The organism is Burkholderia sp. L-4 (assembly GCF_056856535.1).
Genome location: NZ_JBXEOX010000002.1, coordinates 2690504 through 2716933, shown reverse-complemented (window position 1 = coordinate 2716933; position 26430 = coordinate 2690504). Strand labels below are relative to the sequence as shown.

Genomic DNA, 26430 nt, shown 5'->3' with positions numbered 1-26430 from the left:
GCGGCAGGTTGTCACTGGAGCGTGGGACCGGCATGATAGGCGTCGTTGCGACCGAGCACGGCCGACGCGACCGCGGCGGGCCAGTCCATGCCGGCAAGTCGCGCGGCGAGCGCGGCGGCCGTGCGGACCATGCCGATGTCGGCGCCGGTGGCATCGACGACCATCACGTTGCTGCGGACGTCGCCGCCCGCGATCACGAACGTGCCCGTCGCGCGTTCGAGGTACCAGTCCCAGCCGACCGTCACGTAAGGGGCGCCGGCGCCGGCCGCGCGGTGCCATTCGGTGTAGCCGGCGAGGCGTGCGTCGATCGCGCTGTCGCGCAGTTCGGCCAGCAAGGATGCGTCGAGGCCGCTCGAGACATGGTCGAGTGCAAGCACGGCCAGTGCGTCTTTTGACAGGCGTACGTAGCCGTCCGGGGACGGGCCGGGGACCGGGTGCAGCAAAGGTGAGGTCATGCGCGGAATGTATCAGCCTCGAACGGGTGCTGGAACCTGACAAGTATGACAGCGTGACGTTGTCGGAGAACGAATGGAACTGCGCTGGCAGGATGCCTATCAACAATTCAGCGCCGCGGAAGACGAGCAGCAGCTCTTCCAGCGGATCGCCGCCTATTCGAGGCGGCTGGGATTCGAATACTGCTGCTACGGCATTCGCGTACCGCTGCCCGTATCGAAGCCGTCGGTCGCCATCTTCAATACCTATCCCGACGGCTGGATGGCGCACTACCAGGCGCAAAACTACATCGAGATCGATTCGACGGTTCGCGACGGCGCGCTGAGCACCAACATGATCGTCTGGCCGGATGTCGACCGGATCGACCCGTGCCCGCTGTGGCAGGACGCGCGCGATTTCGGGCTGTCGGTGGGCGTCGCGCAGTCGAGCTGGGCGGCCCGCGGCGCGTTCGGCCTGCTGAGCATCGCGCGCCATGCCGACCGGCTGACGCCTGCCGAAATCAACATGCTGACGCTGCAGACGAACTGGCTCGCGAACCTGTCGCATTCGCTGATGAGCCGCTTCATGGTGCCGAAGCTGTCGCCCGCGGCGGGCGTCACGCTGACCGCGCGCGAGCGCGAGGTGCTGTGCTGGACGGCCGAGGGCAAGACCGCGTGCGAAATCGGCCAGATCCTCAGCATCTCGGAGCGGACGGTCAACTTCCACGTCAACAACATCCTCGAGAAGCTCGGCGCGACCAACAAGGTCCAGGCGGTCGTGAAGGCGATTTCGGCCGGGCTCATCGACGCGCCGTGACGCAGGCGAGGGCGGCGCCGGATGCGGCGGCCGCCACGCCGCTCACTCCATCATCGGTTCCGCTTCCTTCGCGGTCCAGCTCACGCTGGAAATGCTCTTCTCCATGCTCATCCGGCTCGCGATCTGTTCGAGCTTCTGCTGATCCTTCGGATGCAGCTTCAACGTCGCGGTCACCTTCAGCCGGTCCGGCTGATCGGGTACGTCCTCGCTCGTCAGGCTCTGGAACGACAGCGGCTTCGCGTACATCGCGTTCGACAGCAGCGTGCGGATGTGCACTTCGTCGGCGGCCAGGCAGATCACCGTGATCTGGTATTCGCGCACGAGATCGGCGTTCGAGACGGGCGTCGCGTTGATCGCCTGGCTGACACCGCGCAGCACGGTATTGGTGAGCAGCACGACGCCGGTGCCGGCCAGTGCGGGCACGTAATGGCCGGAGCCGGCCAGCACACCGACGGCGGCCGAGCACCACAGCGTCGCGGCCGTGTTGATGCCCTGGATCGAGCCCTTGTCGCGCATGATCACGCCGCCGCCGAGAAAGCCGACGCCCGACACGACGTAGGCGGCGATCTGCGTGACGCCCGCGACGCCATTGCCGGTCAGTACGCCGAGCGTGACGAACAGGCACGCGCCGCTGGCGACGAGCGTGATGGTGCGCAGGCCGGCCGTGCGCTGGCGCATCTGGCGCTCGAGGCCGATGGCGACGCCGCAGGCGAACGCGGTGAAAAGACGGAGTGCGAAATCGAAAGTCATGGTTGTCCTGCCGTGCAAGAAGCGCGCGCCGGCCGTCGTCGCCGCGGCGCAAGGCCATGGGCGACGCGTGGACGGCCGTCATCGCGCGGTACTGTACCGCGCGAATGCGTCATTCAGTGTGTAACGGGGGGCGTGCGGGCTCGCGGAACGCGAGCCGGGGCAGGAGAACTGCGTCGGACAGGCGTTCAGGCGGCAAGCGGCGCACGCAACGGAGTGCTGCAACTGTCCACGATGGTTCCTGAAGGAAGAATGGGCGGCATTCTAGTGGGCGGCGCGCGCAGGCGTCAACCGCCTTGCGGCGGCCGTGCTACTGCGCGGCGCCGATCGTGCCCGTCGCGAGCGCGAGCGCGGCGGCGGCCGACAGCGCGCCCGCATAGCTGCCGACCTCCGCGTTTCGGGCCGCGAGCAGCTGGCTCTGCGCGATCGTCGCGTCGGTGACCGAGCCGACGCCGTTGCGGTACGCGGTCAGCGCCGCGTCGTAGCTCGTCTGCGCGGCATCGACGAGCGCCTTGGCCGCGTCGTGCGACGCGAGGCTCGTCTGCACCGCGTTCTGCGCGGCGACGACCTGCCGCACGGCTTCCTCCTTGGTCCGCGTGAGGCGCGCGGACGCGCTTTCCGCATCGTTGCGCGCCTGCATCAGCACGGCCGAGCGCAGGCCGCCGTCGTACAGCGGAATCGTCACGCCGAGAAACACGCCGCCGCCGTAGCGGCTTCCGTTCAGGTTGACGGTCGGCGCCTGGTCGCCGATCGCGGGTAATGCGGAAATGGCCGTGCCGCCACTCGCGTATGACGTCGACGCGGACAGGAAGATCTTCGGCATGAACGCGGCTTCGGCGGCCTTGATCTTCGCGCGATTGGCCTTTTCGAGCGCGAACGCGCCCTGCAGGTCGGGGCGGCGCGCGATCGCATCCGACACGATCGCATCGACCGACGAGCCGAGCGCGGGTGGCAGCGGCCGCTTCGGCAGCGCGGCGATCGTCGGCTTCGACAGCGGCGAGATGCCGAGCGCGGAGACGAGCGCGAGGTAGCTGTCGCTTTCCGCGCCGTTTGCCTGGACGAGCGCGAGGTTCGCCTGCGCGCGGTTCTGCGTCGCCTGCGCGAGCTCGACGACCGTGCCGACGCCGTGCTTGAGCCGCGCGCGCGACGCCGCGAGGATCGCGTCCGCGTTCGCGAGACCCTGCTGGGCGCTGACGGCGCGCGAGCGCGCGGCTTCGTAACGGTAGTACGAGACCGTCACGTCGTGGATCACCTGCTGGTGCACGGCCGTGAACGCGACGTTCGACGCGATCGAGGCCTGTTCGGCCGCTTCGACGCGCGCCGCGCGGCCGCCGAAATCGAACAGCAGCCATTGCAGCGACAGCGCCGAAATCGTGCCGTGCACGGTGGTGTCGCTCGACGAATCGCCGAGGATCGTGGACGTCGAGCCGTGGCTCGTCTGGTACGCGCCCATCGCGGTCGCCGACAGGCGCGGCAGGTAGGCGGCCTTGGCGAGGCCGACCGCGAGCGCCGCATTGCGAGCGTCGTTCCACGCGATGCGGGTGAGCGGGTTCGCCGATTCGGCGAGATCGATCAGCTCGGGCAGCGTGTACGGATGCGCGGCATCGAGCACGGCCGGCGGCGAGACCGACGCGAGCGCCGGCGACGCGGGCAGCGTGTAGTCGTGCGCGCCTGGCGCGGACGCGCGCGGCGGGCCCGGCACGATGTCGCCCGCGGCCGACGTTTGCGGCTGCCACGGGCGGTCGGATGCCTCCGGCGCCAGGTCGATCGACGACGTCGCGCAACCGGCCAGTGCGACGGCGGTCGCGAGGGCGGCTACGGCGATCGAGGCGGCCGGCGGTTCAGGTCGACGCATGGGGGGCAGGCTCCTTCGGTGTGGCTGGACGGGCGGCGTCGGCGATCTGCGCGAGCCGCGTGTCGATCAGGTTCAGCAGCGCGTCGCGTGCGGGGTCGGTGGGGGCGGCGCCCGGCGGCGCGGCCGAGGGTGCGCGGGCGTCCGTATCGGGTGCGTTGTCGTCGCCCGGTTCGGTCACGCGCGCGAGTTGCGCGTCGATCGCGATGTCTCCGGGTTGGCGTTCGGCGAGCAGGAACAGCGGGCCTTCGATCGCGCCGAGTTCCGCGAGCGCGCGCCGCCGCGAGGCGAGCCACGTCGCGGCCGGCCGGACCCACGACGGTTCGTAATGGACCAGGCCGAGCTCCTGCGTGATCGCGCCGTGGCGCGCGAACGCTTCGGCCGCGAGCGTGCGCCGCTCGGCCGGCTGCGCGATCCGCGCGATCCGCCGCCACTGGTCGAGCAGCGCGGCGAGCGCGACGTCGATCTGCTTGCCGATGCTGACGGGCCAGATGCGCGTGAACACGAGATACACGACGACGTTGCCGAGCAGGATGCCGATCGTGCGGTCGCGCGCGATCGTCAGGTCGAAGCCGGGGCCGGCGCCCTGGATCACGCACAGGAAAAACGCGAACGCGATCTGGAAACCCGCATACGCGATGCGCGGCGAGCCGAATGCGATCCACGCGGACAGCCACGCGCCGGCGAACACCAGCGCCATCAGGTGGCCGACCGACGACAGCGCCGGCACGACGAACACGAGCGCGGCGGTGCCGAGCAGCGCGCCGACCATGCAGCCGACGATCCGCAGCGTGAGCTTCTCGACCGTCTCGGCCGTCGAGCCGAGCGACACGATGTAGCAGGTGACGACGCAGGTATGGATGCCCGACCAGTCGAGTTGCGAGTACAGCAGGTAGCAGAAGATCGCCGCGGCGGTCGTCTTCAGCGCATAACGGATGTGGTCGGGATTGGTGCGGGCGTCGGGCAGGAAGAAGCCGCCGCGTGCGGCCGGCGCGGGGGCTTCGGGTATGGCGGCAGGGGCGGCGGGCGCGGCATCGGCCGTCGCGCCCGGCTCCGCGAAACGCGTGATCGCGGCATGGAGGTCGGTCGCGGCGATGTGCGCGAGCGGCGGCAGCGCGTCGGCGGGCGGCAGCGCGAGCGTCACGTCGACCGGGTAGCCGCCGCGTTCGAGAATGGCGGCCATGTCGTCGAGCGTCGCGGCGATCGGCGCGGCGAACGCATCGGGCAGCCGTGCGTCCGGTTCGCGATCGGCCAGCGCGACGCCGACCATCAGCGCGGTGCTCGACGCGATGGCCTGCCGCAGCGCCGCGACGTCGGCGGCGCTCGACGAGCCTTCGAGTTTCGACAGCTTGAGCCACGTGAGCAACTGCTTGTCGCCTTCGCGCAGGCTCGCGTCGAACGCGGCGCGTGCATCGTCGCCGCCGCGCAGTCGTCGCGCGGAGAGCCGCAGCCGCTTCGCGAGTTGCGCGTGCAGGAGCTTGCGCGGCGACGGCGCGATCAGCAGGTTGACGACGATCGCCACGCCGACGGGGATCGCGATCGTCAGCCAGATATAGAGCAACGCGCGCGTCGCGGCCTCGCCGAACGGCGCGAGGCCGAGCTGGTCGAGCCCGAAGCCGACGATCATCGCGAGGATCGCGCCCACCGGGCGCAGCTTGCTGGCGGAAGTCAGATACAGGAGGGCGACCGACAGCACGGCCATGCAGGCGACCCGCAGGATCGAATAGTCGATGCTGAAGATCGCGATGCCGAGCACGAGCCCGATCACGATCGTGACGATCAGCAGCAGCGCGGCCGCGAGCACGATGCTCGTCACGCGGTCGGCGCGGATCATGAAGAACACGACGTACGCGGACAGCGCGGCTTCGGGCGTGCCATTCGCGGCCGTCACGAGCGCGGTCAGCGCGCAGATGAGCGCGACGCGCACGGCGATGGCCGTGCGCCCCGGAAACGGCGCGAGCAGTCGCAGGACTTCGCGCGGGCCCGGCGCGCGAACGTCAGCGGCAGGCAGTGCCATGCCGGACCTCGACGATCGCGCTGGCGCCGACGCGTACGAGCGCGGCGTCGGGCTCGTCGAGCTTCACGCGCACCGGGAAGCGCTGCGCGACGTGCACCCAGTTCACCGAGTTCTGCACGATCGGCAGCGAGCGCGGCAGGTTGATGCGCGCGCTGTCCGCGATGCCGGCGCCGATGCCGACGACCTTGCCCGTCAGCGGGCGGCTGCGGTCGATCATCGAATAGACGGTGGCGCAATCGCCGACCGCGATGCGGCTCAGCGCCGTCTCGCGGAAGTTGCCGACGGCGAACCATTCGCGCGCGTCGATCAGCGTGAAGATCGACTGGTTCGGCGCGAGGGTTTCGCCGGCGAGCACGGTCAGGCCCGTCACGAGCCCGTCGTGCGGCGCGCGCACGACCGTATCGTCGAGTGCATGCTGTGCGCGGGCGAGCGCGGCTTCGCGCGCATGCAGCGTCGCGATCGCGTCGGCTTCGTCGCCGATCGTCCGGGCCGATGCGTGCTGCTGTTCCTGCGCCTGCGCGAGCGACACGGACGCGTCGCGCTGGCGGACCTTCGCCTGGTCGAACTGCTGCGCGCTGACGTAGCCCTGCGCGGCAAGCGGCGCGAGGCGGTTCACGTCGCGCGTCGCGAGATCGTAGTTTTGTGTCGCGCGCTTGACCTGCTCGGCGGCGACCGCCGCGTTCGAACGCTCGCCGATCAGCGAGCGGCGGCGCGTGTCGAGCGATGCGCGCGCGAGTTCGACGTCGGCCTGCGCCTGCGCGACCGACAGCCGGTACGGCACGGGATCGATCTCGTACAGCAGGTCGCCCTTCGCGACGCGCTGGTTCTCGTGCACCGCGAGTTGCACGATGCGGCCGCCGACCGGCGATGCGACGTGCACGACGTCCGCGTCGATCGACGCGTCGTCGGTGGACGGGTAGGCCGTCGTGCGGTAGTACGCATACACGAGCGCGGCGATGCCGAGCGCGACGATCGCGAGCGCGATCACGCGGCCTTTCACGGACGGGCGGGGGAGTCCGGCGGCCTTCATGCGAACGGCCCCGTGCCGGTGAGCCAGACGATCACGGCGACCACGAGCCCGATCGCGGTGCAGACGGCGAGCTGGTAAGGCACGGTGGCGGCCCAGCCGGTCGCGACGAACACGCGGTGCGCGACGATCGCGCCGATGACGCCGACGATCGCGCTGACGAGCCAGAGCGGGAAATACGCGCCGAACAGCACGTACGACGGGGCGCCTCGCGACGCGCAGCCCGCGAGCGGCAGGGCGGGCGCCAGGGCGGCGGCAACGCGCAGGGGCGCGCGCGGCATTGTTTTTCTCATGGTGTGACGAGCTCGACGTTGGGGGTGGATGCCGGGCGCGGCGCAATGCGGATCGTCGCCGCGACGACGATTCCAGGGTACGGAGCCGATCATAAATCAGCGCGATGCGGATCGCCAGCCATCCGGCGCGCGTGCACGGCACGGGCGGTGCGCGCTCGCGGACGCGCCGACGGTCGTGCCGGTCCGTCCGGCCGCGCGTTTCCGCAACGATGGCTGGCCCGCCGCGATTCTGCCAGTGCACGCTCGCGTAGGGTTGCTAACGGACTGTAAAGGATCGTCAGATGAAAGAAGGGAGGCGGCTTTTGCCATGCCGACGCAGTGCAATGACGGTGGAAACGATCGATTGCTGCCTGACCGTACGCGAATCCGGCCGGCTATCGCGTGAAGCCGCGCGGTCCTTCACCGGCGGCCGCGACCGGTCGTCACGGGCGGGATCTGTGTACCATCGTGCGTATGGCGCGACGTGCGGTACGGGACAGCCCCGTGCCGCGCGTCGCGGAAGCGGTATCGCAACGAAGGTGAGTGTTCCATGCGAAGTTTCTTTGTCCGGTTCATTGCAATCGGCGTGCTGTTCCATCTGTACGTCGGGATGCGGATCATTCCCGATGCATTCGCGTCGCCGGTCGCGCGCGCGATCGCGGCGCTCGTGCTGGCGAGTTTCGTCGTGCTGATTCCGGTCGGCATGTTCTCGCGCCGCTTCGACGAAGGCTGGGCGGCGACGCTGGTCGGCTGGGCCGGCGCGCTCGTGATGGGTTTTTTTTCGTCGCTGCTGGTGCTGACGTTGCTGCGCGAGTTCGTGCTGCTCGGCGTGGTCGCGTGGCGGTATCTCGGGCACGACGGCGCGTGGCGCGGCGCCGCGACCGACACGGCGCTCGGCGTGCTGGCGGCCGCGGTGCTCGTTACCGCGATCGGGTTCGTCGGCGCGCGCCGCACGGCGGCGGTCAAGCGCGTGTCGATTCCGGTGGCGGGGCTGCCGGCGGCGCTCGACGGGTTGACGATCGTCCAGCTGTCCGACATTCACGTCGGGCCGACGATCAAGCGGCCGTACATCGAACGGATCGTGCGTGCGGTCAATGCGCTCGACGCCGACCTGGTGGTCGTGACCGGCGACGTGGTGGACGGTTCGGTCAAGCGCCTGCGCGACCACACGGCGCCGCTCGGCCAGATGCGGTCGCGGCACGGCAGCTTCCTCGTGACCGGCAACCATGAGTATTACGCGGGCGCGCATGAGTGGATCGACGAATTCCGCCGCATCGGGCTGACGGTGCTGCTGAACGAGCACGTGCTGATCGAGCATGACGGCGCGCGCGCGGTGCTCGCGGGCGTGACCGATTTCACGGCCGGCGGGTTCGATCCCGCGCATCGCAGCGACCCCGAGCAGGCGCTGGCGGGTGCACCGCGCGACGTCGGCACGAAGATCCTGCTCGCGCATCAGCCGCGCAGCGCGGAAGCGGCGAATCGCGCGGGTTACACCGTGCAGTTGTCGGGCCATACGCACGGCGGCCAGTTCCTGCCGTGGCCGCCGTTCGTACGGATGCAGCAGCCGGTGATCGGCGGGCTGAACCGCTTCGGCGACATGTGGCTTTATACGAGCCGCGGCACCGGATACTGGGGGCCGCCGAACCGCTTCGGCGTGCCGTCCGAGATCGCGCTGATCCGCTTGACGCGTGGTTGAGGCCGGCGCAAGCCCGTTAACGGCGTGAACGGGCTTGCGCCCGCAACCGTTATTCGATGCGTGCGATGTCGTCGAAATCGAAGCGCGGGCTGCGCGGGAACAGGCCGGCCGGATCGCCGTAGCCGAGATTCACGAGGAAGTTGCTCTTGATCGCGGTGCCCGGGAAGAATTCGGCATCGACCTTCGCGCCGTCGAAGCCCGACATCGGGCCCGCGTCGAGGCCGAGCGCGCGTGCGGCCAGGATCAGGTAAGCGCCTTGCAGCGACGCGTTGCGGAACGTGGTGGCCTCGATCAGCGCATCGTTGCCGGCAAACCAGCTGCGTGCGTCGGCGTGCGGGAACAGGCGCGGCAGGTGCTCGTAGAACGCGTAGTCCATCCCGACGATCACGGTGACGGGCGCGGCCATCGTTTTCGCGAGGTTGCCTTCGGACAGCGCGGGTTTCAGGCGCGCCTTCGCTTCGGGCGACTTGACGAACACGAAGCGCGCGGGGCTCGAGTTCGCCGACGTCGGGCCGAATTTCGTCAGGTCGATCAGGCGGTGCAGCAGCGCGTCGTCGACGGGTTTGTCCTGCCACGCGTTGTGCGTGCGGGCGGAGCGAAACAGTTGATCGAGGGCGGAATCGGAGAGCGTCGTCATGATGGGATCCGGGAAGAATGCGGCCGGGTCGCGCCGGCCGGCATGGCGGAGAAAAGCGGCGCCCCTCGGCGGGGCGTGCCGCGACACGCCGCGATGATAGCGTGATGCGCGAATGCGCATCGCGGCACGCGGCCGCTTCCTTTCATCGGCGAATGACAGCGCATGGCGGGGCGGGGCGCCGTTGGCTAGTATGCAGACAGGCCTCGTTCGTTCCGTTTCTCGCCCGTTCCTTCCGACATGTCGACCCCCGATTTCTTCGCTGACACGCCCGTGCCCGACGTGGACTGGTATCCCGACTGGCTCGCGCAACCCGATGCCGATCGCGCGCTGGCCGCGCTGATCGGCGAGGTCGCCTGGCGGCAGGACACGATCCGCACGCCGCGCGGCCGCATTCCGTTGCCGAGGCTGACCGCGTGGCAGGGCGAACCGGATGCCGTCTACGTGTACTCGGGGATCCGCAACGTGCCCGCGCCGTGGACGCCGGCCGTGCTCGACCTGAAGCAGGCGGTCGAGGCGACGTGCGGTACGCGCTTCAACAGCGTGCTGCTCAATCGCTATCGGAACGGGCTGGACGGCCTCGGCTGGCATGCGGACAACGAGCCGGCGCTCGGGGATGAACCGGTGATCGCATCGGTGAGCCTCGGGGCGATGCGCGTGTTCGATCTGCGCCACCGCGCGACCGGCATCACGCATGCGTATCGCCTCGTGCACGGCAGCCTGCTCGTGATGCGCGGGCGCACGCAGGCGGAATGGCAGCACCGCGTGCCGAAGGCGCCGGGTGTGCAGGGCGAGCGCGTCAACCTGACTTTCCGGCGCGTGATGTCCGCCGGATAGGTCGCGCCCCGTTTATGCGATCCACGAATGGCCGATGCAAGCAATCGTTCGCGTGTGCGGCACGTTGCCGCACGAATGCGATGCCGCATCGCCCGACGCGGCGCGAAAGCCCGTGCCGTATGGGTTTCAGTCAGTTTCGATCGACCGGCCGGTTCCGATAGATGAGTGAAACCTCTGATGGTGCGTCGCAACAATTATTGACTAGACTGTCGAATGGCAGAAGCGCGTCGGCACACCGGCGCGACCCTTTCGACATGCCTCGAGTGTGGCCTATGCGGCGCGCAAGGGGCAGGAGCAAAACGCGTGACCGTACTCGACCCTTCCTTCGAACCCTCGCTGCACGTCTTCGAGCAAGACGGCGGATGGCAATGGGCGCTGACGGTGAAGCGGGCGACCGGCGTCGGTGTGAAAGTCGTTGCGTTCAGCCAGGAAGGCTTTCGCGGCGAGGCCGAGGCGTACGCCGCCGGCCAGCTTGCCCGCGCCGAATATGACGCAGCCGTGACGGCCTGACGCCGTCGCGGCGGTCCGCCCGAGGATCGCCTCTCGCCGTCCCCCTTTCGCCGCCCGCTGCCGGGCGGTGCTTGCCCGATTCCTTTCCGTTTTCAGCTTTTTGTCCGCCGCGCGGCGCGCATCGCGCGACACCGCATGCGGGACGTCGTCACGCGCGTCGAGTTCGTGTCGCTCGGCGATCCCGGTGCCGATGCGACGCTGCGGCAACTGCTCATGACCGGCCCGCTGGCGGAGCCGCGGCCCGACATGCCGCAGCCGTTGCGGGTGCGCCCGCGGCTCGCGCCGAATCCCGACACGTTGGCGGCGGCGCGCACGCCGTGACACCGGTAGCAGGGTCGGCGCCGGCGGATATCGTAATAAGATATGAGGTTATCGCGCCGGCGGGACGACGGCGTCCGTTTTCCTCACAAGGAGCTATCCATGCAACTGACCCAGCTAGGCGGGCATGTCGCCCAATCCGGCCTCGGCGAAAGGCAAAAACACGCGCAGGCGCTGATGTTCGGGATGGCCAACATCAACGAGTACGTGTCCGGCGGCGTCTGCTACGACGCCGCGGCCTATGTCCGGTATCTGCTGCGTGCCGACGCGCTGATCGCGCCCGGTGCGCTGCTCGACACGATCGGCCAGCTGTGGAAGTCGCGGTTCAACTTCGAGACCGGCGATCAATGGGACGGACGCGCGAGCATTCCGGCGGGCACCGCGGTCGGCTTCTCCAGAAACGGCAACGTGTTTCATGCGGCGATCGCCGTCGGCGGCAGCCGGATCCGCGCGATCAACGGCGGCCTGCTGGGCAGCGGCTGGATGTATGCGGTCGATCTCGCGCGGGTGCTGGAGCCGGATCCGGCCGGCGGCTTCACCTACGACCGCGCGAACATTCGCGTCTACCTGTCGCGCCTGTAGGCGATCCGGCGCGCCACGCCGGACACGGGCCGGCCGCACCTCGGCGGTGCGGCCGGCTGCCCGCCGTTCGGCGATTCCCGCATGGCGTCGCGCCGTCCAACGCTGCTATCCTCTCGACCTTGAATGACACCGCATCGCGGTGTGGATGCGCATGTTGCGTCGCGGCGTGCGTGCCGGTGCGATCCGGCGCGCGCGCTGAGGTAGCATGACTGAATATCCACGATGATCCATGACCTGTTTCGTGACTGATTTCCTTTCGTCCATGTCCACATGGTCAAGACAACGATGAGCGGCGCACCCGATCCGGCGACGCCCGGCGACGACGAATCGTCCGGCGGCGCGTCGTCCTACCTGGTGCCGGGGCTCGAACGCGGGCTGCGGATCCTGGCCGAATTCTCCGCGCGCGAGCCCGTGCTCGGCGCGCCGGAACTGTCGAAGCGCATCGGCATTCCGCGCACGACCACGTTCCGTCTGCTGCAGACGCTCGAGGCGCTCGGCTTCCTCGAGCGCGTGAACGGCGACCGTTATTTCCGGCTTGGCGTCGGCGTGCTGCGGCTCGGTTTCGAATACCTGAATTCGCTTGAATTGACCGATCTCGGCACGCCCGTGCTCGAACGGCTGCGCGATGCGACCGGCCTGTCGACGCATCTGCTGATCCGCGACCAGCGCGACGTCGTGTTCGTCGCGAAGGCGCAGAGCAATACGTCGATGTTCGGTTCGGTGAAGGTGCACGTCGGCACGCGCTTGCCCGCGCACGCCACCGTGCATGGCCACGTGCTGATGGGCGACCTCACGCGCGACGCGTTGCGTCAGCTCTATCCGGAGAAAAAACTCGAGCAGTTCACCGAGCGCACGCCGGGCAGCGTCGACGAGCTGTACGAACGCGTGCGCCACTACGCGCGGCTCGGCTACGCGGTCAGCGAGGCGGCGTTCGAGAGCGGCATTTCGGCGGTGACCGCGCCCGTGCGCGATCAGTCGGGCTCGATCGTCGCGGCGATCACCGCGACGGTGCCGCGTTCGGAGATCGGCGAGGCCGGCGAGAAGGAACGGCTCGTCGAAGCCGTGTGCGGCGCGGCGGTCGACCTGTCGCAGCGGCTGAACTATCGTCCGCTCGAAAGCGATCCGACGTTCGCGCACGCGCGCCACAAGGTCGCGATGTTCTGACATCGACGCTTCGGGCAGGCCGCCGCACGCGGCCGCGCACAGAAGAAAGAGCGGCCCGCGGGCCGCTCTTTTCGTTTCAGGCGCCGGACGCCCGGCACCGCTCAGAACGAGTGATGGATCCCGGTCAGGACGATCACCTGGTTCGCGGTGCTCGACACGCCGGCCGTGAAGAACGCGGCCTTCGCGCCGCCCGACCCGTGTTCGTAGAGCACGTTCGCATAGAGCTGCGTGCGCTTCGACAGCGCGTAGATGTCGCCGAGCTCGACCTGCGTCCAGCGGCGGCCGGCCAGCGTCGTGGTCGCCGCGCCGCCCGCGATCGTGTTGAACGCGCTGCTGCGGTAGTTCACGCCCGCGTCGTAGCTCTGGAACGTATCCGAATAGCCGTTCGACTGCATCTTCGTGCGCGTGTAGAGGCCATGCACGAGGAAATCGCCGAACTGGTAGGACGCGCCCGCGCCGATGTTCTCGACCTTGTTCGCGAGATAGCCGTTCGCGGTGTTCTGCCCCTGGAACGACGTAATGCCGGTCTGGCTGATCAGGATCGAGCGGTCGTGCTCGTTCGAGTACACGGCCGACGCCTTGAACGGCCCGTTCGCATAGTTCAGCGCGACGCCGACCGACTTGCCGGTCGAGAAGTTCGTCGTGTTGCCGAGCGCCAGCGTGGCCGCGGCCGAGAAGCCCGCGAAGGTCGGCGAGCGGTACTTGACCGCGTTGTTGTACGGCACGTTGCCGGTCGCGGCGAGCCCGTCGATGTTGCCGGGGTGGAACGCGTACCAGCTCAACGCGAGGTAGGCCGTGCTGAGCGGATCGAGATAGTCGAACGACAGCGGCGTCTGGCGGCCGAGCGTCAGCGTGCCGTAGCGGTCGGAGCTCAGGCCGACGAATGCCGCGCGGTTCCAGATCGTGTTCGCGGTCGCGAACTGGCCGTTGTTCGTATAGAAGCCGTTTTCGAGCTGAAAGATCGCCGACAGGCCGCCGCCGAGATCTTCCTTGCCCTTCAGGCCCCACCGGTCGGGCTGGGTGTTGCCCTGGATCATCGCCCACTTTGCATGGCCGCCGACGTTGTTCACGTATGCGACGCCCGCATCCAGGCTGCCGTACAGCGTCACGCTGCTCTGCGCCCACGCGCCCGACGCGGCGCCCAATCCGACCACTGCTGCTGCTACCGCATGCTTGACCATTTGATCTCCTGAATCTCCAACCTGATGAAAACGTGCCATGGCGGCATGTGCGGGGACGGCCGGCCGTCGCACTGGGGTTCGCCATTTGGTGGGCATTTTTGTGTTCCATATAAGGAACGATGTGCCTCTGATGGAATGGAGTATAGAGTCGTCAAGCACCGTATCAAAAATAAATTTTTCGGGCCGGAAGGGTTTTCCGACGATGCCCGGCATCGGTGCGTGATGCCCCGAAAATGACGATAAATGCCCGTTACACAACAAAAAATTACATTTGACAAGGTGATCGAAGGCGATCGCCGATCGCACGGTCAGTGTTTTCCCTAGGACATGCAGCTTTTTATTTTACTCACGGAAGGTCGCTCCTATAATCACCATCCATAAACTGATGTTCCTGATATGGAACAAATCGGAACAAACCGAGAGTCGATCAGAAGGAAGGGTGTGAGATGTCAGAGCAATGGATTTGCGCCGGTCACGCCGGCGCGCTGTCGGAAGACACGCCGATCGAGTTCAAGCGGACCGACGGCGTCGAAATCGGGATCTATCGCGTCGGCGACGACGTGTATGCGCTCGAAAACGTGTGCCCGCATGCGTACGCGCTGCTGACGCAGGGGTTCGTCGACGAAGGCACGGTCGAATGCCCGCTGCACGAGGCCGTGTTCGACATCAAGACGGGCGAATGCCTGAAGGGTCCGGGCGGGCGCGCGCTGAAGCAGTACGCGGTGCGCCTCGCCGGCGAGGAAATCCAGATCAAGGTGGAATGACATGAAAGAAGCGACCGTCAACTTCAATCCCTTCCTGAAGCCGTGGGTGGCGCCGCAGCCGAACAACGTCGCGGGCAAGGGGCAGATCGAGATCCCCGGCCAGGTCGAGAACCAGGTCTGGCAGAACCGCAAGGCCGCGCCGACGCAGTACGAGAACGATCTCGGCGATGCGCTCGAGCGCGTGTTCGAAGCCGGCGCGACCGAGCTGGACGACGTCGTCGCGGGCCTGAACCGCATCGGCTTCCGCGCACCGGACGGCACTGCGTGGACCGCCGAACGTTTCCGCGCCGAAATGGCCGCGCTGGCGGAATGAGCGCGCCGCGCGCGTGAACGCCGACCCGACGACAACCGCATCCGGAGCACACTGATGACGTCCCCCGTACAACACGCAGTCCAACACGACCCGGTCCGTGACTATCTCGACCGCGGCATCAAGAACTACTGGTATCCCGTTGCACCCAGCTGGCAGGTGTCGAATGCACCCGTCGGCCTCACGCGCCTGTCCGAGCAGATCGTGCTGTGGCGCGATCACGACGGCAAGGTCCACGCGCTCGAGGATCGCTGCCCGCACCGCGGCGCGCGCCTGTCGCTCGGCTGGAACCTCGGCGGCAGCATCGCGTGCTGGTATCACGGCATCGAAGTCGACGGCGGCGGCACCGTCAACCGCGTGCCGGCCGTATCGAACTGTCCGCTCGAAGGCACGAAGTGCGTGAAGTCGTACCCGGTGGAAGAGAAGGCCGGCGCGATCTTCCTGTGGTTCGGCGACGAAGCGCACGGCGAGCCGGCGCCGCTGAACCTGCCCGAGGAACTGGTCGCCGACGAGTACGCCCATTTCCTGTGCGTGTCGAACTGGAAGTGCAATTACCAGTACGCGATCGACAACGTGATGGACCCGATGCACGGCGCGTACCTGCACGCGACGTCGCACTCGATGGCCGAAGGCGACAAGCAGGCCGACATGCGCGTGCGCAAGACGGAAACGGGCCTGATGTTCGAGAAGACCGGCCAGCGCGACGTGAACTTCGACTGGGTCGAGCTCGGCGAAACGGGTTGCCTGTGGATGCGCCTCGCGATTCCGTACAAGCAGAAGTTCGGCCCGGGCGGCAACTTCGGGATCATCGGCTTCGCGACGCCGGTCGACGGCGACAACTGCCAGGTCTATTTCTGGCGGACGCGCAAGGTCGGCGGCTGGCAGCGCGACGTGTGGCGCTTCATGTACCGCAACCGTCTCGAGGGCCTGCACTGGGACGTGCTCGAGCAGGACCGCTACGTCCTCGAAAGCCTCGCGCCGCACGCGCGCGATCACGAATACCTGTACCAGCACGACGTCGGCATCACGCGCGTGCGCCGGATGCTGCGCCAGCGTGCGCAGGAACACCTGTCCGCACTCGATGCGCATCGCGCGGCACACGCCGCTTCGGAGCCCGCGAATGGCTGAGCTCGCTCCGGTCGTGCCGCTGCCGGGGCGCCGCGTGCTCGTCACGGGCGGCGCACGCGGTCTCGGTGCGGCGTTCGTGAGGGCGCTCGCCGCCGCGGGCGCGCAGGTCGCGTTCGGCGACGTGCTCGTCGAAGAGGGCCGCGCGCTGGCCGCGGAACTCGCGCAAGCGGGCCACGCCGCGCATTTCCTCGCGCTCGACCTGGCCGATCCGGCGAGCATCGACGCGTTCGTCGCGCAAGGTGCCGCGGCGCTCGGCGGCATCGATGCGCTGATCAACAACGCGGCGATCACGAACTCGGGCGGCAAGCTGTCGACGGAGCTCGACGTGTCGACGTGGGACGCCGTGATGAACGTGAACGTGCGCGGCGTGTGGCTCGTCAGCAATGCAGCGCTGCCGCACCTCGCGCAGTCGGGCCGCGGCGCAATCGTGAACCTCGCATCGGACACCGCGCTGTGGGGCGCGCCGAAGCTGCTCGCGTACGTCGCGAGCAAGGGCGCGGTGATCGCGATGACGCATGCGCAGGCACGCGAGTTCGGTGCGCACGGCGTGACGGTCAACGCGATTGCGCCTGGGCTCACCGAAGTCGAGGCGACCGCCTACGTGCCGGCCGAGCGTCACGCGTTCTACCTGCAGGGCCGCGCGCTGACGCGCGCGCAGGTGCCCGACGACGTGACGGGCCCCGTGCTGTTCCTGCTGTCGGACGGCGCGCGCTTCGTGACGGGTCAATTGCTGCCGGTGAACGGCGGCTTCGTAATGAATTGATGTTTTCACACTGAATGAAGGAGTGGACGATGGCGGACGCCGATCTCGAACGCAAGTCGTGGGACCAGCCGGAAGGCGCAAGCTTCAACGACTGGATGGAAGGGCGTGTCGCGCGTTACGCGACGCGGCGCTACGACTGGGACGCGCTGAAGTTCCAGGCCGACTACGACCCGAAGTACCGCCGCGCGCAGATGCGCTACGTCGGCACGGGCGGCACGGGCGTCGCGAAGGACGTCAACACGGTGCCGGCCGGCGGCTTCACGTTCTCGACGATGGTCATTCCGGCCGGCAACATCGGCCCGAGCCACATCCACACCGACGTCGAGGAAATCTTCTTCGTGCTGCGCGGCAAGATGAAGGTCATCTGCGAGCGAGACGGCGAGACATGGGAAGCGATCCTCGGCGAGCGCGACCTGATCTCGGTGCCGCCGGGCGTGTATCGCACGGAAATCAACGTTGGCGAGGAAGATGCGCTGATGTGCGTGATGCTCGGGTCACCGAAGCCGATCACGCCGACGTATCCGCCCGATTCGCCGCTCGCGAAGATCAAGCGTTGAGACGGAGCCGGTGAAGCAATGAGTGTCATCGACAAACGTGAACGCGACCGCACCGCGGCGTTCGCCGCGCTGCTCGGGCAGTTTCCCGAGCAGCGTTGCGCGGCCGGCGCGGCGGGCACGATCGGTTACCGCGAGGCCGGCGCGCAGCATGCGGGCCGCGCGCTGCCCGTCGTGCTGCTGCACGGGATCGGCTCGGGCGCCGCATCGTGGGTTCGCCAGCTCGACACGCTCGGCGCGTCGCGGCGCGTGCTCGCATGGGATGCGCCCGGTTACGGCGTGTCGACGCCCGTGCACGGCGCGTCGCCGGATGCCGCCGATTACGCGGCATCGCTGAACGCGTGGCTCGAGGCACTCGGCATCGAACGCTGCGTGCTGGTCGGTCATTCGCTCGGCGCGATCGTCGCGGGCGGTCTCGCCCGCGCGATGCCTGCGCGGATCGCCGGCCTGCTGCTGGTATCGCCCGCGGGCGGTTACGGCAGCGCGCCGGCCGATACGCGCGACGCGCGCCGCGACGCGCGGCTCGCGATGCTCGCGGCGCTCGGTCCGGCCGGGCTCGCCGAGCAGCGCAGCGGCAACATGCTGTCCGGTTTCGCGAACGAGGAAGCGAAGGCGTGGGTGCGCTGGAACATGGCGCGCATCGTGCCGGTCGGCTACGCGCAGGCCACGCATCTGCTCGCGAATGCCGATCTCGCGACCGATCTCGCCGGCTTTCGCGGCCGCACGGCCGTGGCCGTCGGCGCGCACGACGCGATCACGCCGCCCGCCGCGTGCGAGCGGATCGCCGCGGCCGCGCACGTCGCGCTGCAGGTGATTCCGCAAGCAGGCCACGCCGGCTACGTGGAAGCGCCGGCCGTTTATTCCGCCTTGATCGACGGTTTCTGCCGTCAATGCGACCCACAGCGGGGGCTGGCATGAGCGAACCGCTGCAACGACCGGCATCCGAACACGCGAAGGCCGACGCGAACTATGTGGTGCCGGGCCTCGAACGCGGGCTGCGGATTCTGGCCGAATTCTCGCCGCGCGAGCCGGTGCTCGGCGCGCCCGAACTGTCGAAGCGGCTCGGCATTCCGCGCACGACGGTGTTCCGTCTGCTGCAGACGCTCGAATCGCTCGGCTTTCTCGAGCGTGCGGACAAGGATCGCAACTACAAGCTCGGCATCGCCGTGTTGCGGCTCGGCTTCGAATACCTGAGCTCGCTGGAGCTGACCGATCTCGGCCTGCCGGTGATCGAAAGCCTGCGCGATGCGACCGGCTTCACGACGCACATCGTGATCCGCGACGGCCGCGACGTGGTGTTCGTCGCAAAGGCGCAGAGCCAGTCGCCGGTGTTCAGCTCGATTCGCGTGAACGTCGGCACGCGCCTGCCCGCGCATGCGACGACCCACGGCCATGTGCTGATGGGCGACCTGTCGCTGAAGGAGCTGCATGCGCTGTATCCGGAAGGCGCGCTGACCCGGATGACGAGCGCGACGCCGGAAACGGTCGACGCGCTGTACGACGTGATCCGCGAGGATGCGCTGCGCGGCTACGGCGTCAGCAATTCGTCGTTCGAGCGCGGCATCTCGGTGGTCACGGCGCCGGTGCGCAACGAGACGCAGAAGATCGTCGCGTGCATCACGGTGACGGTGCCGCGTCCGGAGATTGACGCGGCGCTGATCGCGGACGGGCTGATCGACAAGGTGCAGCGCGCGGCGGCGGAATTGTCGCGGCGGCTCAATTACCGCTCGGATGACGAGCACACGTTTCTGAAGGCTTTAGGACTCCGATGATTCAGATCGATCTGACCGGGCAGGTCGCGGTGGTGACGGGCGGTTCGTCCGGCATCGGCCTCGCGACGGCCGAACGGTTCCTGCAAGCGGGCGCGTCGGTTGCAATCTGCGGCCGCGACGGCGACCGCCTTGCGCGCGCCGAAGCGATGCTCGACGGGAAATACCCGGGCGCGCAACTGCTCGCCGCGCGCTGCAACGTGCTCGACGAAGCCGACGTGGCCGCATTCGCGCAGGCGGTATCGGCGCGCTTCGGCCGTGCCGACATGCTGGTCAACAACGCCGGCCAGGGTCGCGTGTCGACCTTCGCCGATACGACCGACGACGCATGGCGCGAAGAACTCGAGCTGAAGTACTTCAGCATCATCCGCCCGACGCGCGCGTTCCTGCCGCTGCTGCGCGACGCGCAGGCGCCGACGATCACGTGCGTGAACTCGCTGCTCGCGCTGCAGCCGGAGCCGCACATGGTCGCGACGTCGTCGGCGCGCGCGGGCGTGCTGAGCCTCGTGAAGTCGCTCGCGACCGAACTGGCGCCGCAGCGCATCCGCGTGAATTCGATCCTGATCGGCATCGTCGAGTCGGGGCAGTGGCGCCGTCGCTACGACACGCAGGCGCAGCCCGGCGAAAGCTGGGAAGACTGGACGGGCGCGCTCGCCCGCAAGAAGAACATTCCGCTGAACCGCTTCGGCAAGCCTGACGAGGCCGCCTGGGCACTCTTTTATCTCGCAACGCATCTGTCGTCGTACACGACGGGCAGCCATATCGACGTTTCTGGAGGCTTTGCACGCCATGTCTAAAAAAACCACGGTTGGCGAGCTGATTGCCGCCTTTCTCGAGCAGTGCGGCGTGAAAACCGCATTCGGTGTCATCTCGATCCACAACATGCCGATCCTCGACGCGATCAACTCGCGCGGCAACATCCGCTATGTCGGCGCGCGCGGCGAAGCGGGCGCATTGAACATGGCCGACGGGCTGGCCCGCGTGTCGGGCGGCCTCGGCGTCGCGTTCACGAGCACCGGCACCGCGGCCGGCAATGCGGCCGGCGCGATGGTCGAGGCGCTGACGGCCGGCACCGCGCTGCTGCACGTGACGGGACAGATCGAGACGCCTTACCTCGACCAGGATCTGGCGTACATCCACGAAGCGCCCGACCAGCTGTCGATGCTCGACTCGATCTCGAAGGCCGCGTTCCGCGTGCGCACCGTCGAAACCGTGCTGCCGACGATCCGCGAAGCCGTGCGCATCGCGCAAACGGCGCCGACGGGCCCCGTGTCGGTCGAGATTCCGATCGACATCCAGGCAGCCGAAATCGAATGGCCGGAAGACCTCGCACCGGCGCACGTCACGGTGCGCGAGCATGACACCGCGCGCGTCGCGAAGCTCGCCGACGCACTCGCGGCGAAGCGCCGCCCGCTGCTGTGGCTCGGCGGCGGTGCGCGCCACGCACGTGAGGAAGTCGAACGCCTCGTGAAGCTCGGCTTCGGCGTCGTGACGAGCGTGCAGGGCCGCGGCGTGCTGCCCGAGGATCATCCGGCGACGCTCGGCGCGTTCAACGTGCACGCGTCCGTCGAGGCGTTCTACAACACCTGCGACGCGCTCGTCGTCGTCGGCTCGCGCCTGCGCGGCAACGAGACGCTGAAGTACAAGCTCGCGCTGCCGCAGCCGCTGTTCCGCGTCGACGCCGATGCGCTCGCCGACAACCGCGGCTACCGCAACGAACTGTTCGTGCACGGCGATTCGAAGCGCGTGCTGGCCGAACTGGCCGATCGCCTCGAAGGCCGCCTGTCGGTCGATCCGCAATTCGCGGCCGATCTCGCGGCGGCCCGCGAACAGGCGGTGGCCGACGTGTCGAAGGGCCTCGGGCCGTACAAGAAGCTCGTCGACACGCTGCAGGGCGCGGTCGGCCGCGACTACAACTGGGTGCGCGACGTGACGATCTCGAACAGCACGTGGGGCAACCGCCTGCTGAAGATCTTCGAGCCGCGCTCGGGCGTGCATGCGCTCGGCGGCGGCATCGGCCAGGGCATCCAGATGGGCATCGGCGCGGCGCTCGCGGGCGCCGCGGCGAAGACGGTCTGCCTCGTCGGCGACGGCGGCCTGATGGTCAACGTCGGCGAACTCGTGACGGCCGTGCAGGAAAACGCGAACGTGATGATCGTGCTGATGAACGACCAGTGCTACGGCGTGATCCGCAACATCCAGGACGCGCACTACGGCGGCCGCCGCTGCTTCGTGCAGTTGCACCAGCCCGATTTCGCGCAGTTCTGCGCGAGCTTCGGCCTCACGCACTACCGGATCACGTCGCTCGACGACGCCGAGGCGATCGTGCGCGAAGGGTTGGCGAAGGAAGGGCCGGTGATGGTCGAAGTCGACATGCTGTCGGTCGGCACGTTCGCGTCGCAGTTCGCGGGCCCGCCGGTGAAGAAGGAAGCGCCGACGGAGCGCCAGTATGCGTAACGCGCACGCACCCGTCGACGTCGCGATGATCGGCTTCGGCGCGATCGGCGCGGCCGTGTACCGCGCGGTCGAGCACGATGCGTCGCTGCGCGTCGCGCACGTGATCGTGCCGGAACACCAGCGCGCGGAGGTACAGCGCGTGCTCGGCGGTGCGGTGGAGGTCGTGTCGTCGGTCGACGCACTGGCCCGCCGCCCCGAGTTCGCGCTCGAATGCGCGGGCCACGGCGCACTCGTCGATCACGTCGTGCCGCTGCTGAAGGCCGGCACCGACTGCGCGGTCGCCTCGATCGGCGCGCTGTCCGATCTCGCGCTGCTCGATTTGCTGTCGCGGGCGGCCGACGAAGGCGGCACGACGGTGACGCTGCTGTCGGGCGCGATCGGCGGTATCGACGCGCTGGCGTCCGCGAAGCAGGGCGGCCTCGACGAAGTGCTGTACGTCGGCCGCAAGCCGCCGCTCGGCTGGCTCGGTACGCCGGCCGAGGCCTTGTGCGACCTGCATGCGATGACCGGGGAAAAGGTGATCTTCGAAGGCACCGCGCGCGACGCCGCGCGGCTGTATCCGAAGAACGCGAACGTCGCGGCAACCGTGGCGCTCGCGGGCCTCGGCCTCGACGCGACGCACGTGCGGCTGATCGCCGATCCGGCGGTCGAGCGCAACGTGCACCGTATCACCGCGCGCGGCGCGTTCGGCGAGATGTCGCTCGAAATGAGCGGCAAGCCGCTGCCCGACAACCCGAAGACGTCCGCGCTGACGGCGTACAGCGCGATCCGCGCGCTGCGCAACCGCGCGGCCCGCTGCGTGATCTGACCGGGCCTTGGACCGTCCGCCCGCGCCACGGCGAGGGCGGACGCGCAGACACAGAATTGTGGGACTTGTGACATGACTCCTTTCGATACCAGCCTCGTACCCGACGGCACCATCCTGGTGGGCGGCGAGTGGCGGCGCGGCCGTGGCGCGCCCTACGCGAGCATTTATCCGGCCGACCAGTCGCTGAACATGGAAGTGTCGACGGCGAACGCGGAAGACGCGGCCGAAGCCGTCGAGGCCGCCGACGCCGCCTGGCGTCGCGCCGACTGGGCCGGGCTGAAGCCGCACCAGCGCGCGCAGGTGCTGTACCGCATTGCCGACCTGATCATGCAGCGCCACGAGGCGCTCGCGAATCTGCAGCGCCGCGACAACGGCAAGCCGATCGGCGAGACGCGCGTGCTGGTGGCGAGTGCGGCGAACACGTTCCGCTATTTCGCGGCGTGTCTGGAGACGCTCGACGAGGAACTGACGCCGTCGCGCGGCGATTACCTGACGATGAGCGTGTACGAGCCGATCGGCGTGATCGCGGCCATCACGCCGTGGAATTCGCCGATCGCGTCCGATGCGCAGAAGCTCGCGCCGGCGCTCGCCGGCGGCAACGCGGTCGTGCTCAAGCCGGCCGAAGTCACGCCGCTCGTGTCGCTCGCGCTGGCGCGCATCTGCGAGGAAGCCGGCGTGCCGAAGGGCGTGCTGAGCGTGCTGCCGGGCAAGGGCTCGGTGATCGGCGACGTGCTCGTGCGCCATCCGCTGGTGAAGAAGGTGTCGTTCACGGGCGGCACCGAAGTGGGCCGCGGCATCGCGCGCCTCGCGGCCGAGAAGCTGATGCCGGTGTCGCTCGAACTCGGCGGCAAGTCGCCGACGATCGTCTGCGACGACGCCGATCTCGATCACGCGGTCAACGGCGTGCTGTACGGCATCTTCAGCTCGTCGGGCGAAGCGTGCATCGCCGGTTCGCGGCTGTTCGTGCAGCGCGCGGTGGCCGACGAATTCATGAAGCGCCTGGTGGCCGGCGCCCGCAAGCTGCGCGTGGGCGACCCGACGCGGCCCGACACGCAGATGGGGCCGCTGATCACCGCGAAGCATCGCGAATCGGTGGAGCGCTACGTCGCGCTCGGCCTTGAGGAAGGCGGCCGCCTGCTGTGCGGCGGCGAGCGGCCGTCGGGCGACGGGCGCGAGAACGGCTTCTTCTATCAGCCGACGATTCTCGAAGGCTTGCCGAACAGTGCACGCATCTGCCAGGAAGAAATCTTCGGGCCCGTGCTCGTCGCGATGCCGTTCGACGACGAAGCGTCGCTGATCGCGCAGGCGAACGACAGCGTGTTCGGCCTCGCGGCCGGCATCTGGACGCGCGACTACAAGCGCGCCTGGCGCATCGCGCGCGCGCTCGAAACGGGCACCGTATGGATCAACACGTACAAGCTGTTTTCGATTTCCACGCCGTTCTCGGGCTGGAAGGAGAGCGGAATGGGGCGCGAGAAAGGGCGTCTCGGTATCCGCGAGTACATGCAGCAGAAGAGCCTCTACTGGGGCTTGAACGACGCGCCGCTGCCGTGGGCGAACTGAGCGAAGGGGAATGACGCAATGAGCATTTTGGGAATCGAGCAGATCACATACGGCGTCGACGATCTCGCGACCTGCCGGCGCTTTTTCGCCGACTGGGGGCTGAAGGAAATCGCGTACGACGACACGCGTGCGCGTTTCGAGACGCTGAACGGCTGCACCGTGCTGGCCGTCAAGGCCGACGATCCGGCGCTGCCGCCGGCATTCGAGGCGGGTCCGACGCTGCGGGAAGTCACGTGGGGCGTCGCGACGCAGGGCGAACTCGACGCGCTGCGCACGACACTCGCCGGCCAGCCCGGCTATTACGCGCAGGACGATGCGGTCGGCTGTATCGACCCGAACGGCATGGCGATCCGCATCGAAGTCACGCGCAAGCGTGCCCTCGACATCACGGGCTCGCCGTCGAACGTGTGGGGCCGGACGCTGCGCGTCGACCAGCCGAGCCCGATCTACGCACGCGCGGAGCCGGTCGAGGTCGGGCATGTCGTGTTCTTCACGAACTGCCTCGACGCGCAGGAAAAGTTCTATCACGAACTGCTCGGCTTCGAGACGTCGGACCGCTACCCGGGCCGCGGCGCGTTCATGCGCTGCGCGCCGCACGGCGGCCACCACGACCTGTTCCTGCTCGCGCTGCCGACGGGCAAGCGTGGCCTGAACCACGTCGCGTTCACCGTGCGCGACATCCATGAAGTGTTCGGCGGCGGCATGCACATCGACCGCTGCGGCTGGGAAACGCAACTCGGTCCGGGGCGGCACCCCGTGTCGTCCGCGTACTTCTGGTACTTCCAGAACCCCGCCGGCGGTCTGATCGAGTACTACGCGGACGAAGACATGTTGACGCCCGAATGGCAGCCGCGCGAATTCGAGCCGGGCCCGACCGTGTTCGCCGAATGGGCCGTCGACGGCGGCCTCGACGGCAACACGCGCCGGCAGAAGCACGCGCAGGCGCCGGAAGGCAAGTTCATGACGGAGCGCAAATCATGACCGAAGCGAATACGTCCGCGCAGCCCGCGCCGGGCACGGTCGTCGTGATCGGCGGCGGCCAGGCCGCCGGCTGGGTGCTGAAGACGCTGCGCGCGCAAGGCTACGCGGGCCGTCTCGTGATGATCGCCGACGAGCCGCACCTGCCGTACGAGCGTCCGCCGCTGTCCAAGGCCGTGCTGGCCGGCGACGCCGACATCGAGACCGTGCGCGTCGTGCGTCCCGACGAATTCGACGCGTTGAACGTCGAGGCGTGGCAGCCGGAACGCGCGGCCTCGATCGACCGTGCGCGACGCGTGGTGACGACCGCGAGCGGGCGCGAGATCGAATACGACCGGCTCGTGATCGCGACCGGCGGCACGTCGCGCCGCCTGCCCGATTCGATCGTCAGGACGCCGAATCTGCATTACCTGCGCACGCTCGACGAAGCGGCCGCGCTCGGCGAGAAGCTGCGTGCGAGCCGGCGCGTGCTCGTGATCGGCGGCGGCTGGATCGGCCTCGAAGTCGCGGCGACCGCGCGCAAGCTCGGCGTCGACGCCGTCGTGGTCGAAGGCGCGCCGCGGCTGTGCGGCCGCTCGGTGCCGCAGATCGTGTCGGATTTCCTGCTCGACCTGCATCGCTCGAACGGGGTCGACGTGCGCACGGGCGCGGCGCTCGCGTCGCTCGACCCGCAGCCGGACGACGCATCGAAGGTACGCGCAACGCTCGCCGACGGCACGACGATCGACGCCGATTTCGCGGTGGCCGGCATCGGCCTCGCGCTGAACGCGTCGCTCGCGAGCGATGCGGGGCTGGCGGTCGACGACGGCATCGTCGTCGACGAATTCGGCGCGACCAGCGACCCGGCGATTTTCGCGTGCGGCGACGTCGCGAACCATCACAACGGCTGGCTGAAGCGGCGCGTGCGGCTCGAATCGTGGGCCAACGCGCAGAACCAGGCGATCGCGGCGGCGAAGGCCGTGCTCGGCGTGCGCGCGCCGTACGCGGAGATTCCGTGGTTCTGGTCCGATCAGTACGACGTGAACCTGCAGATTCTCGGCGATCTGCCGGCCGATGCGCAGCTCGTCGTGCGCGGCGAGCTCGCCGCGCGCCGTGCGACGCTGTTTTTCGTGGGCGATGGGCAGGTGAGAGGTGTCATCGCCGTGAACAACGCACGTGAGCTGAAGCTCGCGCGCAAGTGGATGAACCAGGGCCGGGCCGTGGATACGGAAGCCCTGGCAGACACAACCCAAGCGCTTGCCTGACCGGCGA

28 protein-coding genes are annotated in these 26430 nt (G+C 68.6%); 20 read left to right on the top strand and 8 right to left on the bottom strand.

What is annotated here, in order from left to right; genetic code table 11:
* Positions 1-11 precede the first annotated feature (11 nt).
* Positions 12-455 carry a DUF4902 domain-containing protein gene (locus tag AC1VVG_RS29080; RefSeq protein ID WP_034189912.1) on the bottom strand — a complete coding sequence of 148 codons (444 nt, stop codon included), beginning with the start codon at positions 453-455 and terminating at the stop codon, positions 12-14.
* A 73-nt stretch (positions 456-528) separates the two neighbouring features.
* Between AC1VVG_RS29080 and AC1VVG_RS29075 the strand changes: the two genes are divergently transcribed.
* A complete protein-coding gene (locus AC1VVG_RS29075; RefSeq protein WP_034189911.1) occupies positions 529-1248 on the top strand; it encodes an autoinducer binding domain-containing protein in 720 nt (239 codons plus the stop codon).
* A 42-nt stretch (positions 1249-1290) separates the two neighbouring features.
* On the opposite strand, the gene AC1VVG_RS29070 is transcribed toward AC1VVG_RS29075, so the two are convergent.
* The 5 genes from AC1VVG_RS29070 to AC1VVG_RS29050 all read right to left on the bottom strand — a co-directional run bounded on the left by AC1VVG_RS29070 (position 1291) and on the right by AC1VVG_RS29050 (position 7184).
* Positions 1291-1998: an MgtC/SapB family protein gene (locus AC1VVG_RS29070; RefSeq protein ID WP_006483946.1), complete on the bottom strand. Its 708-nt coding sequence runs from the start codon at positions 1996-1998 to the stop codon at positions 1291-1293.
* Between the two features lie 307 nt (positions 1999-2305).
* Positions 2306-3850 (bottom strand): TolC family protein, encoded by a 1545-nt coding sequence (locus AC1VVG_RS29065; RefSeq protein ID WP_482837020.1) that lies wholly within the window; start codon positions 3848-3850, stop codon positions 2306-2308.
* The gene (locus AC1VVG_RS29060) at positions 3837-5864 is read right to left on the bottom strand and encodes an FUSC family protein (protein ID WP_482837018.1); all 2028 of its coding nucleotides are present in this window, start codon (positions 5862-5864) and stop codon (positions 3837-3839) included. Before AC1VVG_RS29060 ends, AC1VVG_RS29065 begins: the two co-directional genes overlap by 14 nt.
* A complete protein-coding gene (gene mdtN / locus AC1VVG_RS29055; RefSeq protein ID WP_034189908.1) occupies positions 5845-6894 on the bottom strand; it encodes a multidrug transporter subunit MdtN in 1050 nt (349 codons plus the stop codon). The genes AC1VVG_RS29060 and mdtN overlap by 20 nt, the downstream gene beginning before the upstream one ends.
* Entirely contained in the window at positions 6891-7184 is a 294-nt protein-coding gene (locus tag AC1VVG_RS29050; protein ID WP_034189907.1) for a hypothetical protein, read from the bottom strand. The genes mdtN and AC1VVG_RS29050 overlap by 4 nt, the downstream gene beginning before the upstream one ends.
* Positions 7185-7713: 529 nt before the next feature.
* Here AC1VVG_RS29050 and AC1VVG_RS29045 point away from each other — a divergent pair.
* Entirely contained in the window at positions 7714-8859 is a 1146-nt protein-coding gene (locus AC1VVG_RS29045; protein WP_200088587.1) for a metallophosphoesterase, read from the top strand.
* Between the two features lie 49 nt (positions 8860-8908).
* Here AC1VVG_RS29045 and AC1VVG_RS29040 read toward each other — a convergent pair whose 3' ends face one another.
* Complete coding sequence (locus AC1VVG_RS29040) at positions 8909-9496, bottom strand: malonic semialdehyde reductase (protein ID WP_200088585.1); 588 nt, start codon at positions 9494-9496, stop codon at positions 8909-8911.
* A 237-nt stretch (positions 9497-9733) separates the two neighbouring features.
* Between AC1VVG_RS29040 and AC1VVG_RS29035 the strand changes: the two genes are divergently transcribed.
* The 5 genes from AC1VVG_RS29035 (at position 9734) to AC1VVG_RS29015 (ending at position 12904) form a co-directional block, all read left to right on the top strand.
* Entirely contained in the window at positions 9734-10330 is a 597-nt protein-coding gene (locus AC1VVG_RS29035; protein WP_034189905.1) for an alpha-ketoglutarate-dependent dioxygenase AlkB family protein, read from the top strand.
* 303 nt (positions 10331-10633) lie between these two features.
* Positions 10634-10840, top strand: a complete 207-nt coding sequence (locus AC1VVG_RS29030) for a hypothetical protein (protein ID WP_034189904.1) — start codon at positions 10634-10636, stop codon at positions 10838-10840.
* Positions 10841-10975: 135 nt separating this feature from the next.
* The gene (locus AC1VVG_RS29025) at positions 10976-11161 is read left to right on the top strand and encodes a hypothetical protein (protein ID WP_059557587.1); all 186 of its coding nucleotides are present in this window, start codon (positions 10976-10978) and stop codon (positions 11159-11161) included.
* Positions 11162-11260: 99 nt separating this feature from the next.
* Positions 11261-11740 carry a type 6 secretion system effector deamidase TecA gene (gene tecA / locus AC1VVG_RS29020; RefSeq protein WP_049035372.1) on the top strand — a complete coding sequence of 160 codons (480 nt, stop codon included), beginning with the start codon at positions 11261-11263 and terminating at the stop codon, positions 11738-11740.
* A 270-nt stretch (positions 11741-12010) separates the two neighbouring features.
* Positions 12011-12904: an IclR family transcriptional regulator gene (locus AC1VVG_RS29015; protein WP_034189901.1), complete on the top strand. Its 894-nt coding sequence runs from the start codon at positions 12011-12013 to the stop codon at positions 12902-12904.
* 101 nt (positions 12905-13005) lie between these two features.
* Here the strand turns inward: AC1VVG_RS29015 and AC1VVG_RS29010 are convergent, their stop codons facing one another.
* Positions 13006-14085: a porin gene (locus AC1VVG_RS29010; protein ID WP_034189900.1), complete on the bottom strand. Its 1080-nt coding sequence runs from the start codon at positions 14083-14085 to the stop codon at positions 13006-13008.
* 446 nt (positions 14086-14531) lie between these two features.
* Here AC1VVG_RS29010 and AC1VVG_RS29005 point away from each other — a divergent pair, with 446 nt between their 5' ends.
* From AC1VVG_RS29005 to AC1VVG_RS28945, 13 genes are all read left to right on the top strand, one after another.
* The gene (locus tag AC1VVG_RS29005) at positions 14532-14849 is read left to right on the top strand and encodes a non-heme iron oxygenase ferredoxin subunit (protein ID WP_006489883.1); all 318 of its coding nucleotides are present in this window, start codon (positions 14532-14534) and stop codon (positions 14847-14849) included.
* 1 nt (position 14850) lies between these two features.
* Positions 14851-15162: a recombinase-like helix-turn-helix domain-containing protein gene (locus tag AC1VVG_RS29000; protein ID WP_034189899.1), complete on the top strand. Its 312-nt coding sequence runs from the start codon at positions 14851-14853 to the stop codon at positions 15160-15162.
* A 54-nt stretch (positions 15163-15216) separates the two neighbouring features.
* Complete coding sequence (locus tag AC1VVG_RS28995; RefSeq protein WP_034189898.1) at positions 15217-16287, top strand: aromatic ring-hydroxylating dioxygenase subunit alpha; 1071 nt, start codon at positions 15217-15219, stop codon at positions 16285-16287.
* On the top strand, positions 16280-17050 hold the full coding sequence (locus tag AC1VVG_RS28990; protein WP_034189897.1) for an SDR family oxidoreductase: 771 nt from the start codon (positions 16280-16282) through the stop codon (positions 17048-17050). The genes AC1VVG_RS28995 and AC1VVG_RS28990 overlap by 8 nt, the downstream gene beginning before the upstream one ends.
* A gap of 29 nt (positions 17051-17079) precedes the next feature.
* On the top strand, positions 17080-17607 hold the full coding sequence (locus tag AC1VVG_RS28985; protein WP_034189947.1) for a cupin domain-containing protein: 528 nt from the start codon (positions 17080-17082) through the stop codon (positions 17605-17607).
* An 18-nt stretch (positions 17608-17625) separates the two neighbouring features.
* Positions 17626-18522: an alpha/beta fold hydrolase gene (locus AC1VVG_RS28980; RefSeq protein WP_482837012.1), complete on the top strand. Its 897-nt coding sequence runs from the start codon at positions 17626-17628 to the stop codon at positions 18520-18522.
* Complete coding sequence (locus AC1VVG_RS28975) at positions 18519-19376, top strand: IclR family transcriptional regulator (RefSeq protein WP_034189895.1); 858 nt, start codon at positions 18519-18521, stop codon at positions 19374-19376. Before AC1VVG_RS28980 ends, AC1VVG_RS28975 begins: the two co-directional genes overlap by 4 nt.
* Positions 19373-20170: an SDR family oxidoreductase gene (locus AC1VVG_RS28970; protein WP_482837010.1), complete on the top strand. Its 798-nt coding sequence runs from the start codon at positions 19373-19375 to the stop codon at positions 20168-20170. The genes AC1VVG_RS28975 and AC1VVG_RS28970 overlap by 4 nt, the downstream gene beginning before the upstream one ends.
* Positions 20163-21830, top strand: coding sequence for a thiamine pyrophosphate-binding protein (locus tag AC1VVG_RS28965; RefSeq protein WP_034189893.1), 1668 nt, complete (start codon positions 20163-20165; stop codon positions 21828-21830). The genes AC1VVG_RS28970 and AC1VVG_RS28965 overlap by 8 nt, the downstream gene beginning before the upstream one ends.
* A complete protein-coding gene (locus AC1VVG_RS28960; protein ID WP_034189892.1) occupies positions 21823-22638 on the top strand; it encodes an aspartate dehydrogenase in 816 nt (271 codons plus the stop codon). Before AC1VVG_RS28965 ends, AC1VVG_RS28960 begins: the two co-directional genes overlap by 8 nt.
* Before the next feature lie 72 nt (positions 22639-22710).
* A complete protein-coding gene (locus tag AC1VVG_RS28955; RefSeq protein WP_034189891.1) occupies positions 22711-24201 on the top strand; it encodes an aldehyde dehydrogenase in 1491 nt (496 codons plus the stop codon).
* An 18-nt stretch (positions 24202-24219) separates the two neighbouring features.
* The gene (locus AC1VVG_RS28950; protein WP_034189890.1) at positions 24220-25182 is read left to right on the top strand and encodes a VOC family protein; all 963 of its coding nucleotides are present in this window, start codon (positions 24220-24222) and stop codon (positions 25180-25182) included.
* Entirely contained in the window at positions 25179-26423 is a 1245-nt protein-coding gene (locus AC1VVG_RS28945) for an NAD(P)/FAD-dependent oxidoreductase (protein ID WP_034189889.1), read from the top strand. Before AC1VVG_RS28950 ends, AC1VVG_RS28945 begins: the two co-directional genes overlap by 4 nt.
* The last annotated feature ends 7 nt before the right edge of the window (positions 26424-26430 follow it).

What these genes read in the sequence shown, in the direction of transcription:
- AC1VVG_RS29050 (WP_034189907.1), bottom strand. Translation starts at nt 7,184, where the DNA reads ATGAGAAAAACAATGCCGCGCGCGCCCCTGCGCGTTGCCGCCGCCCTG.
- mdtN (WP_034189908.1), bottom strand. Translation starts at nt 6,894, where the DNA reads ATGAAGGCCGCCGGACTCCCCCGCCCGTCCGTGAAAGGCCGCGTGATC.
- AC1VVG_RS29070 (WP_006483946.1), bottom strand. Translation starts at nt 1,998, where the DNA reads ATGACTTTCGATTTCGCACTCCGTCTTTTCACCGCGTTCGCCTGCGGC.
- AC1VVG_RS28975 (WP_034189895.1), top strand. Translation starts at nt 18,519, where the DNA reads ATGAGCGAACCGCTGCAACGACCGGCATCCGAACACGCGAAGGCCGAC.
- AC1VVG_RS28970 (WP_482837010.1), top strand. Translation starts at nt 19,373, where the DNA reads ATGATTCAGATCGATCTGACCGGGCAGGTCGCGGTGGTGACGGGCGGT.
- AC1VVG_RS29045 (WP_200088587.1), top strand. Translation starts at nt 7,714, where the DNA reads ATGCGAAGTTTCTTTGTCCGGTTCATTGCAATCGGCGTGCTGTTCCAT.
- AC1VVG_RS29015 (WP_034189901.1), top strand. Translation starts at nt 12,011, where the DNA reads ATGGTCAAGACAACGATGAGCGGCGCACCCGATCCGGCGACGCCCGGC.
- tecA (WP_049035372.1), top strand. Translation starts at nt 11,261, where the DNA reads ATGCAACTGACCCAGCTAGGCGGGCATGTCGCCCAATCCGGCCTCGGC.
- AC1VVG_RS29075 (WP_034189911.1), top strand. Translation starts at nt 529, where the DNA reads ATGGAACTGCGCTGGCAGGATGCCTATCAACAATTCAGCGCCGCGGAA.
- AC1VVG_RS28950 (WP_034189890.1), top strand. Translation starts at nt 24,220, where the DNA reads ATGAGCATTTTGGGAATCGAGCAGATCACATACGGCGTCGACGATCTC.
- AC1VVG_RS28985 (WP_034189947.1), top strand. Translation starts at nt 17,080, where the DNA reads ATGGCGGACGCCGATCTCGAACGCAAGTCGTGGGACCAGCCGGAAGGC.
- AC1VVG_RS28980 (WP_482837012.1), top strand. Translation starts at nt 17,626, where the DNA reads ATGAGTGTCATCGACAAACGTGAACGCGACCGCACCGCGGCGTTCGCC.
- AC1VVG_RS28965 (WP_034189893.1), top strand. Translation starts at nt 20,163, where the DNA reads ATGTCTAAAAAAACCACGGTTGGCGAGCTGATTGCCGCCTTTCTCGAG.
- AC1VVG_RS29080 (WP_034189912.1), bottom strand. Translation starts at nt 455, where the DNA reads ATGACCTCACCTTTGCTGCACCCGGTCCCCGGCCCGTCCCCGGACGGC.
- AC1VVG_RS28990 (WP_034189897.1), top strand. Translation starts at nt 16,280, where the DNA reads ATGGCTGAGCTCGCTCCGGTCGTGCCGCTGCCGGGGCGCCGCGTGCTC.
- AC1VVG_RS29000 (WP_034189899.1), top strand. Translation starts at nt 14,851, where the DNA reads ATGAAAGAAGCGACCGTCAACTTCAATCCCTTCCTGAAGCCGTGGGTG.
- AC1VVG_RS28945 (WP_034189889.1), top strand. Translation starts at nt 25,179, where the DNA reads ATGACCGAAGCGAATACGTCCGCGCAGCCCGCGCCGGGCACGGTCGTC.
- AC1VVG_RS29025 (WP_059557587.1), top strand. Translation starts at nt 10,976, where the DNA reads ATGCGGGACGTCGTCACGCGCGTCGAGTTCGTGTCGCTCGGCGATCCC.
- AC1VVG_RS29065 (WP_482837020.1), bottom strand. Translation starts at nt 3,850, where the DNA reads ATGCGTCGACCTGAACCGCCGGCCGCCTCGATCGCCGTAGCCGCCCTC.
- AC1VVG_RS29060 (WP_482837018.1), bottom strand. Translation starts at nt 5,864, where the DNA reads ATGGCACTGCCTGCCGCTGACGTTCGCGCGCCGGGCCCGCGCGAAGTC.
- AC1VVG_RS28955 (WP_034189891.1), top strand. Translation starts at nt 22,711, where the DNA reads ATGACTCCTTTCGATACCAGCCTCGTACCCGACGGCACCATCCTGGTG.
- AC1VVG_RS28995 (WP_034189898.1), top strand. Translation starts at nt 15,217, where the DNA reads ATGACGTCCCCCGTACAACACGCAGTCCAACACGACCCGGTCCGTGAC.
- AC1VVG_RS28960 (WP_034189892.1), top strand. Translation starts at nt 21,823, where the DNA reads ATGCGTAACGCGCACGCACCCGTCGACGTCGCGATGATCGGCTTCGGC.
- AC1VVG_RS29035 (WP_034189905.1), top strand. Translation starts at nt 9,734, where the DNA reads ATGTCGACCCCCGATTTCTTCGCTGACACGCCCGTGCCCGACGTGGAC.
- AC1VVG_RS29010 (WP_034189900.1), bottom strand. Translation starts at nt 14,085, where the DNA reads ATGGTCAAGCATGCGGTAGCAGCAGCAGTGGTCGGATTGGGCGCCGCG.
- AC1VVG_RS29040 (WP_200088585.1), bottom strand. Translation starts at nt 9,496, where the DNA reads ATGACGACGCTCTCCGATTCCGCCCTCGATCAACTGTTTCGCTCCGCC.
- AC1VVG_RS29005 (WP_006489883.1), top strand. Translation starts at nt 14,532, where the DNA reads ATGTCAGAGCAATGGATTTGCGCCGGTCACGCCGGCGCGCTGTCGGAA.